The 14,458-nt window shown below is 65.2% G+C and carries 14 protein-coding genes and 2 pseudogenes; 8 read left to right on the top strand and 8 right to left on the bottom strand.

Annotated elements, in window-relative coordinates:
- From Q0X68_RS04800 to rpsP, 4 genes and pseudogenes are all read right to left on the bottom strand, one after another.
- A pseudogene (locus Q0X68_RS04800) lies at positions 1 to 270 on the bottom strand (tRNA (guanosine(37)-N1)-methyltransferase TrmD); the annotation flags it as partial.
- Positions 267 to 779: a ribosome maturation factor RimM gene (rimM, locus tag Q0X68_RS04795; RefSeq protein ID WP_297748316.1), complete on the bottom strand. Its 513-nt coding sequence runs from the start codon at positions 777 to 779 to the stop codon at positions 267 to 269. The gene rimM and the pseudogene Q0X68_RS04800, both read right to left, overlap by 4 nt.
- Positions 779 to 1,027, bottom strand: a complete 249-nt coding sequence (locus tag Q0X68_RS04790) for an RNA-binding protein (RefSeq protein WP_108871584.1) — start codon at positions 1,025 to 1,027, stop codon at positions 779 to 781. Before Q0X68_RS04790 ends, rimM begins: the two co-directional genes overlap by 1 nt.
- 2 nt (positions 1,028 to 1,029) lie before the next feature.
- Positions 1,030 to 1,551 (bottom strand): 30S ribosomal protein S16, encoded by a 522-nt coding sequence (rpsP, locus tag Q0X68_RS04785; RefSeq protein WP_108871583.1) that lies wholly within the window; start codon positions 1,549 to 1,551, stop codon positions 1,030 to 1,032.
- A 294-nt stretch (positions 1,552 to 1,845) separates the two neighbouring features.
- On the opposite strand from rpsP, the gene Q0X68_RS13120 reads away from it, so the two are divergent.
- The 5 genes from Q0X68_RS13120 to Q0X68_RS04765 all read left to right on the top strand — a co-directional run bounded on the left by Q0X68_RS13120 (position 1,846) and on the right by Q0X68_RS04765 (position 5,493).
- Positions 1,846 to 2,067, top strand: coding sequence for a LuxR C-terminal-related transcriptional regulator (locus tag Q0X68_RS13120; protein ID WP_366127747.1), 222 nt, complete (start codon positions 1,846 to 1,848; stop codon positions 2,065 to 2,067).
- A gap of 145 nt (positions 2,068 to 2,212) precedes the next feature.
- Positions 2,213 to 2,629, top strand: coding sequence for a hypothetical protein (locus Q0X68_RS04780; protein ID WP_159087481.1), 417 nt, complete (start codon positions 2,213 to 2,215; stop codon positions 2,627 to 2,629).
- A 35-nt stretch (positions 2,630 to 2,664) separates the two neighbouring features.
- Positions 2,665 to 3,384, top strand: a complete 720-nt coding sequence (locus tag Q0X68_RS04775; RefSeq protein WP_159087480.1) for an ATP-binding cassette domain-containing protein — start codon at positions 2,665 to 2,667, stop codon at positions 3,382 to 3,384.
- Position 3,385: 1 nt separating this feature from the next.
- Positions 3,386 to 4,576 carry a hypothetical protein gene (locus Q0X68_RS04770; RefSeq protein ID WP_297748308.1) on the top strand — a complete coding sequence of 397 codons (1,191 nt, stop codon included), beginning with the start codon at positions 3,386 to 3,388 and terminating at the stop codon, positions 4,574 to 4,576.
- Between the two features lie 566 nt (positions 4,577 to 5,142).
- Complete coding sequence (locus tag Q0X68_RS04765; protein ID WP_297748305.1) at positions 5,143 to 5,493, top strand: metallopeptidase family protein; 351 nt, start codon at positions 5,143 to 5,145, stop codon at positions 5,491 to 5,493.
- A gap of 25 nt (positions 5,494 to 5,518) precedes the next feature.
- Here Q0X68_RS04765 and Q0X68_RS04760 read toward each other — a convergent pair whose 3' ends face one another.
- The 3 genes from Q0X68_RS04760 to ffh are packed head-to-tail and all read right to left on the bottom strand — an operon-like array spanning position 5,519 to position 9,500.
- On the bottom strand, positions 5,519 to 6,778 hold the full coding sequence (locus tag Q0X68_RS04760) for a S49 family peptidase (RefSeq protein WP_297748302.1): 1,260 nt from the start codon (positions 6,776 to 6,778) through the stop codon (positions 5,519 to 5,521).
- A complete protein-coding gene (locus Q0X68_RS04755; RefSeq protein WP_297748298.1) occupies positions 6,771 to 7,853 on the bottom strand; it encodes an amidohydrolase family protein in 1,083 nt (360 codons plus the stop codon). The genes Q0X68_RS04760 and Q0X68_RS04755 overlap by 8 nt, the downstream gene beginning before the upstream one ends.
- A 54-nt stretch (positions 7,854 to 7,907) precedes the next feature.
- Positions 7,908 to 9,500, bottom strand: a complete 1,593-nt coding sequence (ffh, locus tag Q0X68_RS04750; protein ID WP_297748296.1) for a signal recognition particle protein — start codon at positions 9,498 to 9,500, stop codon at positions 7,908 to 7,910.
- Between the two features lie 266 nt (positions 9,501 to 9,766).
- Between ffh and Q0X68_RS04745 the strand changes: the two genes are divergently transcribed.
- Positions 9,767 to 11,242, top strand: coding sequence for an ABC transporter substrate-binding protein/permease (locus tag Q0X68_RS04745; protein WP_297748293.1), 1,476 nt, complete (start codon positions 9,767 to 9,769; stop codon positions 11,240 to 11,242).
- Positions 11,239 to 12,000: an amino acid ABC transporter ATP-binding protein gene (locus tag Q0X68_RS04740; RefSeq protein ID WP_297748290.1), complete on the top strand. Its 762-nt coding sequence runs from the start codon at positions 11,239 to 11,241 to the stop codon at positions 11,998 to 12,000. The genes Q0X68_RS04745 and Q0X68_RS04740 overlap by 4 nt, the downstream gene beginning before the upstream one ends.
- A 90-nt stretch (positions 12,001 to 12,090) precedes the next feature.
- Here the strand turns inward: Q0X68_RS04740 and ftsY are convergent.
- A pseudogene (ftsY, locus tag Q0X68_RS04735) lies at positions 12,091 to 13,026 on the bottom strand (signal recognition particle-docking protein FtsY); the annotation flags it as partial.
- A gap of 454 nt (positions 13,027 to 13,480) precedes the next feature.
- Here ftsY and Q0X68_RS04730 point away from each other — a divergent pair.
- Entirely contained in the window at positions 13,481 to 14,440 is a 960-nt protein-coding gene (locus Q0X68_RS04730) for a sugar-binding transcriptional regulator (RefSeq protein WP_297748287.1), read from the top strand.
- Positions 14,441 to 14,458: the final 18 nt, after the last annotated feature.

Raw genomic sequence — 14,458 nt, 5'->3', positions numbered from 1 at the left:
GCCAGCCGGTGTGGGAATCACGACGGTGGGTTCCGCCGGCGACGACGCCTCGACGTGGTCAAGGGCTTCGCCCCATGGTTCGGGCTTCATCACCATGCCCGCGCCGCCGCCGTAGGGGGTGTCGTCGGTGGTGTGATGGCGATCGTACGTCCACTGGCGCAAATCGTGTACGCCAAGCTCGATGAGCCCCGACTCAATCGCCTTGCCCATCAGGCTCAGCTGCAGGGGCGCGAAATAGTCGGGGAAGGTGGTGATGACGTCGATCTTCACTCGACGTCCTCCAAGAGCCCACCGACGTCGGCGAGCTGCACGAAGCCCTCCTCCAGGTTCACGGTGGGAACCAGCGCCTCCACGAAGGGAACCAGGCGTTCATCGCCGTCGACGTCGATCACCAGGAGATCTTGTGCGGGCATGTGCTGCACCCCCACGACGGTTCCCGACGGTGACCCCGCGGCCGAGCGCACTTCGAGGCCTACGAGTTGGCGGTCGAAGTATTCGTTCTGGCCGCTGGGTTGCTCGTCGCTGGGCACGTCGGCGAAGAGTTGGCGCCCGGTGAGCTGCTCGACGGCGGTGCGATCGTGCAGGCCCGTGAACGCAACAAGGAGGCGACCCCCGTGCTTACGCACGGAGGCCACCTCCAGTTGGGTACCACCGTCGAGCCTCAGCCGTGCCCCTGTCGTGAAGCGGCGCTTCGGCTCATCGGTGGTCACGTCGATGAAGACGTCGCCACGAATTCCGTGGGCGCGCCCGACCTTCCCGACGATGACCTCGACGTTCATCAGCGGCGGCGGGGGCGGTCGGTGTCGACGAAGTCGATCCGCACCTGCTCCTGTCCGGCCAATGCACCGATCACGGTACGCAGTGCCTGCGCAGTGCGCCCCTGGCGACCGATCACCTTGCCCACGTCGTCGGGGTGGACACGAACCTCGAGCAGCCGCCCGCGGCGGAGGTCCTTGTCACGCACGGAGACATCGTCGGGATTCGTGACGATGCCTGCGACGAGGTGTTCGAGAGCGTCAGCTAGCACGATCAGGCCTCGGCCTTGTCGTCGCCCTCAGCCGGAGCTTCCTCAGCCTCGTCGGCCTTGGCTGGCTCGTCGGCCTCGGCGGCTTCCTCAGCAGCCTTCTGTTCGGCCTCTTCCGCGGCCTTCTTCTCGGCTTCCTCGGCTGCCTTCTTCTCCTGTGCCTTGGTGATGGCGGGAGCGGTGGCGTCGGAATCCTCGGCGAGGGCCTTCGCGAACTCAGCCTCGCGGTCGCGACGCTCCGGCTGCGGGTCGATGCCCGACGGCGACTTGTCGCCGGTGAACTTCTGCCAGTCGCCCGTACGCTTCATGATGGCCACGACAGCCTCGGTGGGCTGTGCGCCGACGGAGAGCCAGTACTGGGCGCGCTCCGAATCGAGCTGGATCACAGACGGGTCGTTCTTGGGGTGGTACAGGCCGATTTCCTCGATAGCCTGCCCGTCGCGCTTCTTGCGCTCGTCGATGACGATGATGCGGTAGTGGGGCGAGCGGATCTTGCCCATGCGCTTCAGACGAATTTTGGTTGCCACGTTGGTGGATACTCCTATTGTTGTGCAGTTTGGGGCGGCGAGAGCACGTGTGGGGCACGAGTTCCCGCAAACCGAGGGCCTTCCGACTGGATGAGAGAGGGCTCCAGACAAAAAGGTGCATCGTTCATTGTGCCAGAGGCCTGTGGATCTGCCTAATGCAGCCAGCCGATCGCACAGCCACATCGCACAGCACCCTTGCTCGCCGACGGGGGGAACCCTACACTGCATGCAGGCTGCACCACATCGGAGCAGCCGAGCCATGTGCCGGTGATTGGGAACCGCTGGGAGGACGTCATGGGGATCGAGAGGTCTGGCACGAATGAGCACCTCAGCTGCCGTGAGCAAGAAGTTTTGCAACTCATCGCAGACGGGTACAGGAGTGGTGAGATTGCCTCCCAACTGGTTCTAGCTCGCTCAACCGTCAAGGCGCACGTCGAGACGATCCTACGCAAGACGAACTCCCATTCAAGGGCCGCGGCCGTGGCGTGGGGGTTCCGAACTGGCGTGATCAAGTGACGCAGGACCGCGTAGCTGCCACGAGACGCTCGGCAGCACCTTCTCTTCAACTTCCGGCTTTTGGCCGATACCGAGGCAGAACAGGGAGCAGGTAGTCTCTCACCGAGCGCTCAGCCCGGTTCCTCAGCCTAGGGAAAGGTTCACAATGAAGTCCAACTACAAGCGCGTCGGCGCCACCCTCGTCGCCGCAGTTGCTCTTGCGGGCAGCATGGCGCTGCCAGCTCTCGCGTCATCTGGGTCGTTCACGTTCAGCTACTCCAACCAAGGACCCGGATGGTGGTCCCAGAAGTGGTGGGATAACGACAAGTCCCCCGGAACCATCAAGCTCACGCATGTCAATGGGTGCAGCGCAACGACGGTGACCTACCGTGCACATAGGTGGAACTCGGATTGGTTGCCGGCAACATCGCTCGGCGATCACGAGGTTCGATGCACCAAGGGTGCGTCTTCCACGTGGCGCGGGCACGAAGGCAACCACGAGTACAGGATGCAGATCGTAAGCGTCAATGGACAAGGTTCAGGTGGCAAGGCGTCCGCCAAGGGAGTCCGCATCAACTACTGAGCACCCTTGCACCCACACCTCGGAGCTTACCTGTGATGATCCAATGCGCTGACCTGACCTTCTCCCACTCCCGCAGGCGTCCCCTGTACGAGGGGCTCGATCTGACGTTTCCCACCGGCCGGACGGTGTTGCTCGGCCCGAACGGTGCGGGGAAGACCACGCTGCTGCGGATCATCGCGGGTGAGCTCCGGGCGCGCTCGGGCGCGATCCTCCTCGACGGTGTGCCCGTCGCCGCGCGCCAGTTGCGCCGCCGCGTGTCCTTCATGCCGCAGGCCATCGCTCCGATCCGGGGGCTCTCGACGCTCGAGTACACCCGGTACGCGGCGTGGCTGCGCGGGGTGTCCCGATCGGACACGAAGGCCGCCGCACTGCGAGCGCTGGCGCAGGTGGCGCTGGTAGACGAGCAGGACCGACCATCCAGCAAGCTCTCGGGTGGGCAGCTGCGTCGGCTGGGTTTGGCCGCCGCGCTGGTGTCCGACCCGCAGGTCCTGCTGCTGGACGAACCGACCGCGAGTCTGGATCCCGAGCAGCGCCACCGGTTCCGCAGCGTCATGCAGTCGGTGCCCGACTCCCTGACGATGGTCGTCAGCACGCATCAGATCGACGACGTCGAAGACATCTACCACCAGGTTGCGGTGCTGCACACCGGCTCGCTCGCGTGGTCGGGCACGCCCGAGGACTTCCTCGGCCTGGCTGCCGGCGCCTCGCGCCAGCAGGCCGAGGAGGCGTACCTGCGCATCGTGGGAGGGTCGTGACATGCCGATCTGGGCGTGGTTTCGTTCGAGCCTGGTCATCTGGCTCCTGCCGCTCATGGCCTACACGGTCACGGTGTTCCGCAACGACCAGCTCCTCTACGGTGACGGCAGCCCGTACTGGGCGGCGTCGCTGAAGACCGACGCGCTGTTGCTCCTGTGCATGCTTGTGGCGGTCGCCGCCGCTGCCGAGGGCACGCGCCTCCGGCGCGCAAATCTCATCATCGTGTCCTCGGCCCGCTTGCCGGTCACCCGCCTGGCCTGGCCCGTGGCCATGGTGGCGGTGCCCACGAGCCTGCTGCTGCTCATCGCCGTCTGCTCGGTCGGCGGCGCGCCCGCCTGGCAGGTGTGGGGCACCGCCGTGCTCTCCCTCGTCGCGTGGAGCGCGGTCGGGCTGGCCATCGGCATCTGGCTGCCCGTCGTGATGGCGCTCCCCGCCGCCTTGGTTGCGGCCTACCTCTGGGTGGCGGTCACCCCGGCCATCGAGCCGCCGTGGCTGCGCCACATGTCGGGGCGATGGGACGGCTGCTGCAGCCTGGACACGGTGCCGGACCCGACCGTGGCGTGGGGCAGCGTCGTATGCAGCGTGGGCCTCATCGCCGTCGCGACGGTGCTGATTGCCCTGCGCTTCCACGGCCGCGCCGGCCGACTCGTGCTGGCGGCGGTTCTGGCGGTCATCGTCGTCGGCACGGGTGCGACCGCCCACGGCATCGCCGGAGATGCCGGCCACCTGCCCAGGGTGCCCCGTCTCGATCGTCCCATCTGCACCGGCTCCGAGCCACGCGTGTGCCTGTGGCCTGAGCGCGCCCCCGGGCTCCAGCCGGTGGCGGACGACGTCGCCGCCATCATCCGCCACTGGCGTAACCTGGGGATCGCGGTGCCCGCGACCTGGAGCGAAGCGGCGCAGCGGACCTCCAAGGAGGTCGCCAGTGCGCGGATCAATGTCACGGCCGGCCCGGCGTCCTATCCCGAAACCCTGGCGCAGGGCTTGGTCGACGGCTGCCAGCCTCCCCTTGGGACCGTCAACGAGGACGAGCTGCAGGAACACGACGTTCTCCAGTGGCTGATCGCACACTCCTCCGCGCCCTCGCCACTGCCACCGCCCTCACCCGCACTCGAGGCAACGCTGGCACTGCCCGAGGCCGAGCAGGCCGCACTGATCAACACTCGGCTGGCCCAGTGGTGGTGTCCATGACGTGGTGGCTGCGCAGTCGGATCGTCCCAGCGGTGGCCGTCGCGCTCGCGCTGTCCCTCGCGGTGGTCGCCACACTGCCGAAGGTGGTCGTCGTGCTGCCGACGCTGGCTGGTGGTCCGGGCCTCCCCTCCCCCGTGTCGTATCTGGCTCCGCTCGCGCCGACGTTGGCGGTCTGCGCCGGGCTGGCGCGACGCAATCCACAGCTCGAACGCGGCACCACGCGGCACCTGTGGGCGTGGGACGTGGCCCTCGTCCTGGCCTGCGTCGTGGCACACGGGATCGTTGCGCTGGCGCTCGGCACCGACGCCGCCTTGGGCGCGGCCCGCACCATGCTCGGTGACGCCGGCATCGTCCTGCTCGGCGCCGCGACGGCATCCCCCGCGGCCAGCGCCGCCGTCGCGGTGGGATGGGCGGCGCTGGCGTCCATGGGCGGCCTGCCCCTGGGATCGCCGATCATCTGGACGTGGCCCGCGCTGGAGCCGGTGCAGACGGGCAGCTGGGTGTGCGCGGGCGTGCTGCTCGGGGCCGGTGTGGCCTTGTCCGTCGCGCGCCGTTAGGCTCGCGGCATGCCCATGGACATCGCCGACGACGACTTCGACGCGCTCGTGGATGAGGCGTTCGACGAGATCCCCGAGGCGCTGCTGGAACACGTCGACAATCTCGTGTTCGTCGTCGAAGATGAGCCCGACGATGGTTCCGACACGCTGGGAGTGTACGAGGGTCAAGCACTCACCGAGCGAGATAGCAGCTACTTTGGGCAGCTGCCCGACCGCATCGTGCTGTTCAAGGGGCCGCTGACGCGGATGTGCAACAGCCTCGACGAACTCGCCGACGAGGTGACCATCACGCTGTTACATGAACTCGGCCACTACCACGGCATCGAGGAAGAACGCCTGCACGAGCTGGGCTGGGGATGATGCCCCAACCCAGCTCTGGATGCACTTAGCCGCACGCCGCAGTGGGCGCCCCGTGGTAGGCGAGGATGGCGTGGCGGCTGCAGATGGCTTGGCTCAGCTGCGGCACGACGCCCTCCCCCTGCTTCACTGCGGGAGCTTGCCCGTACGCGCGCTTCACGCCGAGGAAGCCGCCCAGGAATCCGAGGTCATCGGCGACCGTCTCGACCTTCGTCTTCGACGGGTCGAGCCCGGCCTGCTCAGCGGCGTAGCGGAAGAATTCGTCGCGGTTCTTCACACCGTTAATGAGCTTGTATTCGACGGCCTTCTCGCCGTTGAACATGCCGGCGCCCATCTCTTCGCGGATCACCTTTTCATCCATGCCGCGGCCCTCAACCATGCGCTGCACGAACTTGTCGTAGGAGGCGTTGATGCCCTCCATCCACTTGGCCTTCTGCTCGTCGCTCATGCCCACAAACGGATCACCGAAGGCCTTGCCCTTACCGGCACTGAGGTACTCCTGCTCGATCTTCTCAGCCGTCACGCCAGCCTCGAGCAGTGTGCTGCCCAGTGCGGTGACGTTGGTGTAGCGCTGGAACGGCCCGGAGATCACACCGATCGAGCCCACCAGCGAGCCTTCGTCGGCCCAGATCTCGTCGGCGGACGACGTCGAATAGACGCCCCCGGAAGCCGACATGCTGGACACGTGCGCCATGACCTTCTGGCCGGTGCGCTTCTGGTAGTCGGTTACAGCGTCGGCAATCGCTGCGGAGCCCGGGATGGATCCGCCCGGCGTGTTCATGAGCAAGATCAGGCCCGACGAGTCGTCCTTGTCGAGGGAGCGAATCATGTCGGCAACCTCGTAACCGTAGGTGCCGGCGCTCAGTACCGACCCGTCGCTGGCGTCGGCGAGGATGGGGCCGGAGATGGAGATGGCGCGGAGACGCCCCTCCGCGCTGCTATTGCCCCAGATGGTCTTGAGCGTGGTGGTCGAGTCGCCTTGGACGTCCTTCAACGACACGGCGAGCATGCCGAGGAAGATCAGGCCCGACAGAATCGAGCTCACGGTGAGTACCACGCCCAGGCCGAGTGCGAAGCCCATACCGGACCCGAAGCCACGGCTGAATCCGCCAGGCTGCTTCTGAGGTTTCGGAGCGTACCCCGGGCGAAGCTGCGGCGCGGGGCCCGCGTCGGCCTGCCAGGAACCCGGCTGACTGCTAGCGCTGGACGCAGACTGCGGAGCCTGCGTGGGTGGCTCAGGATTCGGCTGGTTCTTCGGATCCTGGTTGGGCGGGGGCAAATCAGACATGTGTAGCCAGTACCTTTCCTCGAAGTACACGGTGCAGCGGTGAACGCAGCGTTTGCAACGCACTACGCGGGTCCTCACTGTAGACCACGAAGTCAGCACTGGCCCCCTCGACGACGGCGTCGACGCCGAGCCATTCCCTCGCCCGCCAACTCGCGGCGCCGAGCGCGAACTCAACGCCGCCGACCTTGGCGAGCTCCTCGATCTCGTCGATGACACGACCGTGCTTGATGACGGTGCCCGCGTCGGTGCCGGTGTAGATGGGAATGCCTGCCTCGTAGGCTTTCCCAATGGTCTCGTAGCGTCTGGCATGCAGGTCGCGCATATGTGCGCTGTAGGTGGGAAATTTGGCTTCACCCTGTGCCGCGTAGTCGGTGAAGCGCGCGAGGTTGATCATCGTCGGCACCAGCGCGACACCGCGTTCCGCCATGACGGCGATCTGGTCGTCGTCGAGCCCCGTGCCGTGCTCGATGCAGTCGGCACCGGCGTCGATGATCTCCGCGACGGATTGCTCCGCGAAACAGTGCGACGTCACCTTCGCGCCCTCTTCGTGGGCAGCAGCGACGGCCTCGCGCACCACGTCGGCGGGGAAACTCGGCGCGAGGTCGCCCACGGAGCGGTCAATCCAGTCGCCTACGAATTTCACCCAGCCGTCGCCACTGCGCGCCTCGTGGCGCAGCTGCTCCACGAATTGCTCCGGCTCGACCTCTTCGGCGAGGTTGCGGATGTACCGACGAGCGCGAGCGACGTGCCGCCCCGAGCGGATGATGCGGGGCAGCGTCGGGTCTTGCTGCATGGAACGGGTGTCTTTCGGCGAGCCCGCGTCGCGAATGAGCATGACGCCGACGGCAAGGTCGGCCTCAGCTTGGGCGCGGGCGGTGGCGTCGTCGACAGCACCCTCGACGCCGAGGCCGATGTGGCAATGCGCGTCAACCAGCCCCGGAAGCACGAATGCACCGGAGGCGAGCGTCGTGGCTTGTTTCACTGGCTCGAACGTGACCCGTCCATCGACAACCCAGAAGTCGACGGGCTCATCGTCTGGAAGCACGGTGGCGTTGATATGCAGCGCTTGGTCCATGTGGAGAGCCTACCCTCCGACGTAGACAGCCTGGCGCCACGGCCGGACGACGGGCTATAGACCGCCCTGGTCTTTGAACATCTTCTGCAGCTCCGGGGGAAGCTCGAAGTCGTCCATGCTTTGTGGCATCGGCGGCATCCCGTCCATACCCGACGGTGCCTGCCTACCCAGCGCCTTTTGTTTCTCCTGCTGCGCTCGCTTGGCCGGGTTGCCCGACACACCCTTGCCGCGCTGCTTGCCCTTCTTCTTGGCCGCCTTCGCCTGCTGGCGGCGGCCACCGCCCATGCCGGGCATGCCTGGGAAACCTCCCATGCCGGGCATCCCGCCCATGCCGGGGAACCCTCCTCCGGCCATCTGCTCCATCAATTTACGGGCATCGACGAAGCGGTTCACGAGGTTGTTGACGTCCGACACCTCGACGCCCGCACCCTTCGCGATGCGTGCGCGACGTGACCCATTCAGGATGGACACATCGTCGCGTTCCTTGGGTGTCATCGAGCAAATGATGGCCTCGATGCGGTCGATCTCACGCTCGTCGATGCCGTCGATGGCGTCCTTGTGCTGCGCGGCACCGGGCAGCATGCCGAGGATCTTTGACAGCGGCCCCATCTTGCGCAGCTGGCGCATCTGGTTCAGGAAGTCGTTGAGCCCGAACTTGGATTTGCCGCCCATGAGCTTTTCGGCAGCCTCGCGCGACTGTTCTGCGTCGAAGGTCTTCTCCGCCTGTTCGATGAGCGTGAGCATGTCGCCCATGCCGAGGATGCGGCTGGCCATGCGATCGGGATGGAAGAGGTCGAAGTCTTGCAGCTTCTCGCCATTCGACGCGAACATGATCGGCTTGCCGAGCACCCTCGCGATCGACAGCGCGGCACCGCCGCGGGCATCGCCGTCGAGTTTGGTGAGGACGACACCGTCGACGCCAACTCCCTCGTCGAAGGCTTTGGCGGTGTTGACGGCGTCTTGGCCGATCATTGCGTCGACGACGAACAGCGTCTCGTCGGGGTGCACGGCGGCCTTGATGTCCGAGGCCTGCTGCATCAGCTCTTCGTCGACGCCCAGGCGGCCGGCCGTGTCGACGATGACCACATCGAACAGATGGCGCTCCGCGTGCACGATCGCGTCACGAGCTACCTGCACCGGGTCGCCAACGCCGTTGCCAGGCTCCGGCGCGAAGACGCGCACGCCGGCGCGCTCACCCACAATTTGGAGCTGGTTCACAGCGTTCGGGCGCTGCAGGTCGGCGGCAACCAGCAGCGGCGAGTGGTGGTCATTTGTGAGGTATTGGGCGAGCTTGCCTGCCAGAGTGGTTTTACCCGCACCCTGCAGACCTGCGAGCATGATGACCGTCGGCGGGTTCTTCGCAAACCGGATGGGGCGCGCTTCCCCGCCGAGAATATTGATGAGCTCTTCGTTGACGGCCTTGACGATTTGCTGCGTCGGGTTGAGCGCCTTCGAGATTTCAAGCCCGACGAGGCGTTCCTTAATTGCTGCGACGAATTCCTTGACCACGCCCAGGTTGACGTCTGCTTCGAGCAGTGCGATACGAATCTCGCGCAGCGTCGAGTTCACGTCGTCTTCCGTGAGCCGGCCCTTGGCGCGCAGCCCTTTGAATACAGAAGAGAGGCGGTCTTGCAGCGTGTCAAACAACGGAGGATCCTTCTCGAATTCGGGTACCCGCCTAAGGATAGCCCGAGCCGGCCATCGGAGCAGTCACCCGCGTCACCGTCGGAGTTCTCCGACCGTTCCTGCCGATTTTCTGCGCAACGGACCTCGTCGCGGATTACCGTCCAGGAAGGCTGAAATTCATTGCTTGCTGCGGCGTCAGCGTTGTGATGAGCGGTGGCGCAAACATGCAACATGCCCATAGGGTGCTTATCGAGGCAATACGTACGGTACATCTACGGAAGGAATCCATGCGCCGACGAGCCGAAGCAAGAAATACACCCCTCATACTGGCCTGGATTGCGGGCCTCATCGCCGTACTGCTGGGGCTCTCCCCGCTCCCGGCACATGCCGACGGAGAAGCCTCCGCCGCAGAGGGCAAGACTTACGAAATCGCCACTGATACTTCGTTCCCACCGCACATCGTGCCCGGACTCGGCGGCAAGGATGAGCTGAGCGGGTTGGACATTGAACTCGCCGAGGCGATTGCCGAGGTTCAAGGGTTCAAGGTGGCTTGGAAGCCGCTCGGCTTCGACGCCGCTATCCAAGCTGTCACGTCCGGGCAGGCCGACGGGCTCATGGCCGCCGCTGGCATCACGGAGGAACGCAAGCAGGTCTTCGACTTCTCCGACCCCTATCTGGAGACCAAGCTCTCTCTCGCAGTGAAGGACGGCGAGGGTGAGAAGTACCAGTCGTGGGACGACCTGAAGGGCCAGACCATCATGGCCAAGACCGGCTCGTTGAGTGAGACGCACGCTCGCGAACTCGCCGAGGAGCACGGTTTCAAGGTTCGCTCACTCGAAGACTCCGCAACGATGTACGAGGAAGTCCTCGCCGGGCGTGCCGTCGGTGTCATGGACGACTACCCCGTGCTGGCGTACGGTTCGCAAACCGGCAACGGACTCGAGCTGGTGCTCGACCCCATCCCTGTGGGTAACCTCGGCTTCGCCGTCGCCAAGGATAAGAACCCCGAGCTTCTGGCTGCGTTCAACGAAGGGCTCGAGACGATCAAGCAAAACGGCACCTACGACGAGATCTCTGAGAAGTGGCTCGGCGAGGGCGCGGCGAAGGAGAAATCGAGTTTCTGGGAGCTGCTCAAGGAGACGCTGCCTTCCTTGCTGCAGGCGCTCAGCATCACGATGCTCGTCACGCTTGCCGCCATCGTGTTCGCCTCGGCGCTGGGCATCGTGTTCGGCTTCGCGAAGGTCTCCGGAGTGAAGATGCTGCGCTGGATCGCAGACATCTACGTGAATGTGTTCCGAGGCACACCGCTGCTGGTGCAGGCGTTCTTCTTCTACCTCGGCGTTCCGGCTGTGCTTGGCATCAAGGCCGACATCTTCTGGACCGGCATCCTGGTGCTCTCATTGAACGCTGGCGCGTACATGACGGAGATCGTCCGCGGCGGTATCCAGTCGGTCGATATCGGACAGTCTGAGGCGGCGCGTTCGCTGGGTCTCAACTGGACACAAACTATGCGCAAGGTGGTGGCCCCACAGGCCATCAAGATCGCCACTCCTGCGGCCATCAACCAGTTCATCATGACGCTGAAAGACACGTCGATTCTCGCCGTACTGGGCCTCGCGGAGCTCACCTATCGCGGGCGCTCGATCATCTCGCAGAACCTGCGCTCCTTCGAGATGTGGCTGATCGTCGGCGCGCTCTACTTCATCGTCATCATGCTCTTGACCATGCTCTCCAACTTCCTCGACAGGAGGTTCAACAAGTGACCACCGACCAAAACCGTGACGACCAGGACGTCGTACTTGAGGTACGCGACCTCCACAAGTCGTTCGGCGACCACGAAGTACTCAAGGGGATCAACACCACGATTCGGCAAAGCGAAGTGGTCGTGGTGATCGGGCCGTCGGGCTCCGGCAAGTCCACCTTCTTGCGTTGCCTCAACCGGCTGGAGGAGGCGACGTCGGGCGAAATCATCTATGAAGGCACCGATCTTGCTGACAAGAGCAACGACATCAACACCATCCGGCAGAAAATCGGCATGGTGTTCCAGCATTTCAACCTGTTTCCCCACAAGACGGTGCTGGAGAACATCATGTTGGCACCCACGACGCTCAAGAAATCTTCGAAGGCCGAGGCGAAAGAGCGCGCCATGAAGCTGCTGGATCGGGTGCAGCTCACCGCTAAGGCTGACGCGATGCCTAGGTCGCTGTCTGGCGGGCAGAAGCAGCGTGTGGCGATTGCCCGCGCGCTCGCCATGAAGCCCGACGTGATGCTGTTCGACGAGGCTACGTCGGCGCTCGACCCGGAGATGGTGGGCGAGGTGCTCGACGTCATCAAGTACCTCGCGAACGATGAAGGCATGACCATGGTGCTCGTGACGCACGAGATGGGATTTGCCCGCGAGGTTGCCGACTGGGTGATGTTCATGTCCGACGGTGAACTCGTCGAAGAAGGCACCCCCGAGCAGCTCTTCGATTCGCCCCAGCACAACCGCACCAAGGAATTCCTCTCCAAGGTGCTGTAACGGGGCCGATAGCCGGTAAAGAATGAGGGATTCCACCTGTTTCGGTGGAATCCCTCATTCCTTATTCGTCAGAGGTGGCGACGGCGCTCGTTACTCCCCCAGGATGCCGGCCACGAACCCGTCAGTGTCGAACGGCGCCAGGTCGTCGACGCCCTCGCCCAGGCCGATGAGCTTCACCGGCACGCCGAGTTCACGCTGCACCTGCACGACGATGCCGCCCTTCGCGGAGCCATCGAGCTTAGTGAGCACCACGCCAGTGACGTCCACAACCTCGCGGAAGATGCGCGCCTGCGTGAGGCCATTTTGGCCGGTGGTGGCGTCAAGCACCAGGAGCACCTCGGAGACCTTCGCCTTCTTCTCGATGACACGCTTCACCTTGCCGAGCTCGTCCATGAGGCCCGACTTGGTGTGCAGACGGCCAGCGGTGTCGACGATGACCACGTCGACGCCCTGTTCCACGCCCTTCGCCACCGCGTCGAAGGCCACCGACGCCGGGTCGGCACCTTCGTTGCTGCGCACCGTGTCGACGCCGACGCGCTCACCCCACGTCACAAGCTGTTCTGCAGCGGCAGCACGGAAGGTATCGGCCGCGCCCAGCAGCACCGACTTCCCCTCCGCGACGAGCACACGGGCAAGCTTGCCCACCGTCGTGGTCTTTCCGGTGCCGTTCACGCCCACGACGAGCACCACCGCAGGATTGTCGCCGTCTTTCTCGAGGTTGAGGGTGCGGTCGAGCGTCGGATCGACGAGCTTCACCAGCTCGGAGCGCAGCACGCGCTTGGCCTGCTCGGGGTCAGACACACCGTCGACGGCCAGCTCCTTGCGCAGCGCCTCGGTGAGCTCCGTCGTCGGGCCCACGCCCAAATCGGAGCTGATGAGCGTCATCTCGAAGTCGTCCCAGGTTTCGTCATCGATCTTGTTCGACGACAACAGATCAGCCAGCGCACGCGCCAGCGCGTTGTTGGAGCCTGCGAGCCGGCGACGCAGCCTGGCGAGCCTCGACTTCGGCGCCTCCGGCTGGTCGAGCGGCGCCTCCGGGGCAGCAACCTCATCGGAAGGTTCTGCCTCAGCAGGCGCCTGCGGAGCGGGTTGCTCCGTCTCGGGCGCGGCCGTACTCGACACGTCCACCAGCGGCGGCTCGTCTTCAGCAACTTCACCGACGGGGCCTTGGTCGGCTGGCGGGGCCTCGACGTCGGTGGGTGAGGGTTCCTCGTCGCGGGAATCGAGCTCGGGCTTGTCGCGGCTTTCCAAACGCGCACGCTTGTTGTCGCGGAACACCACGACGCCGCCGACGACGATGGCCAGCCCCACGAGACCGACGACCGCCCAGAATATGACCTGATCAATAGTGAGAAGTATCACGCTGCTGATCCTACCGGGCACCAGCCACGTGGCCACCTCGCGAGGTAGGCTCGTATCACGTTGCGGGGATCTCGCCCCGTGGCCGCCTGAGAGGAAATCAGTGCCAACGAGCAAAGGCATGCAGGAATCGCGTGACCGGCAGGTGTACATCGCCGCCCGACGGCATTACATCGACGGTGAAACCATGGAGGCGATCGCACGCGAGCTGAACGTCTCGCGCCCCAAAGTATCCCGTCTGCTCCAACGTGCTCGCGAGACCGGAGTCGTGCGTATCAGCCTGGCAGAACCGCCCGGCGCGAACTCCCCCACCGCACGTCTCATCAGCGACGCCTTCGGCATCAACGTGCACATCGTGAACGTGCCGGATCAAGCCTCCGCGAGCGACCGGCTTCGAGCCGTCGCTGCCGAGGCCGCGGCGCTCCTTGACTCGCTCGTCACCGACGGCACATCGCTCGGCGTCGCGTGGGGGGTCACGTCCGCGCACGTCGCTCGCGAGTTGAAGCCCCAGGCAGTCTCAGGAGTCGAGGTGGTGCAGATCAACGGCGCCACGCACGCGCGCGATTCGAGCACCCCCTACATCGGCTCCCTGTTGCAGGCCTTCGCCACGAATTACGGCAACGCACACGTCGTTCCGTTCCCCGTGCCGACCTTTTTCGACCATCCCGAAACGCGCGAGGCGATGTGGCGCGAGCGCTCGATCCGCAACGTGCTTTCCTCCATTGAGTCACTGGACGTGGCCCTCTTCGGCGTCGGCTATCCGCACGCCCGCATCCCGTCGCACGTGTACGCCGCGGGGCACGTCGAGCCCGCCGACCTCGCCGCCGCCATCAACCAGGGTGCGGTCGGCGACGTGTGCACCGTCATGCTGCGCGCGGACGGCTCCCACGAGGGCGTTCATCTCAACACTCGCGCCACGGGCCCGAGCCCAAGCACGTTGCGCTCCATCAAGCACCGATTGTGCGTCGTAGGCGACCCGAGCCGCACCGTCGCCCTGTTGGCCGCGCTGCGTGCAGGCGTGGTGACGAACCTCGTCGTCGATGACTCCACGGCGCGGACCCTCGCCCGGCATCTTCAGTAGTTGCCCCAACGCAGCGCG

It is taken from the genome of uncultured Tessaracoccus sp. (assembly GCF_947286155.1).
Classification (GTDB): domain Bacteria; phylum Actinomycetota; class Actinomycetes; order Propionibacteriales; family Propionibacteriaceae; genus Arachnia.
This window is presented reverse-complemented; position numbering and strand designations above follow the sequence as displayed.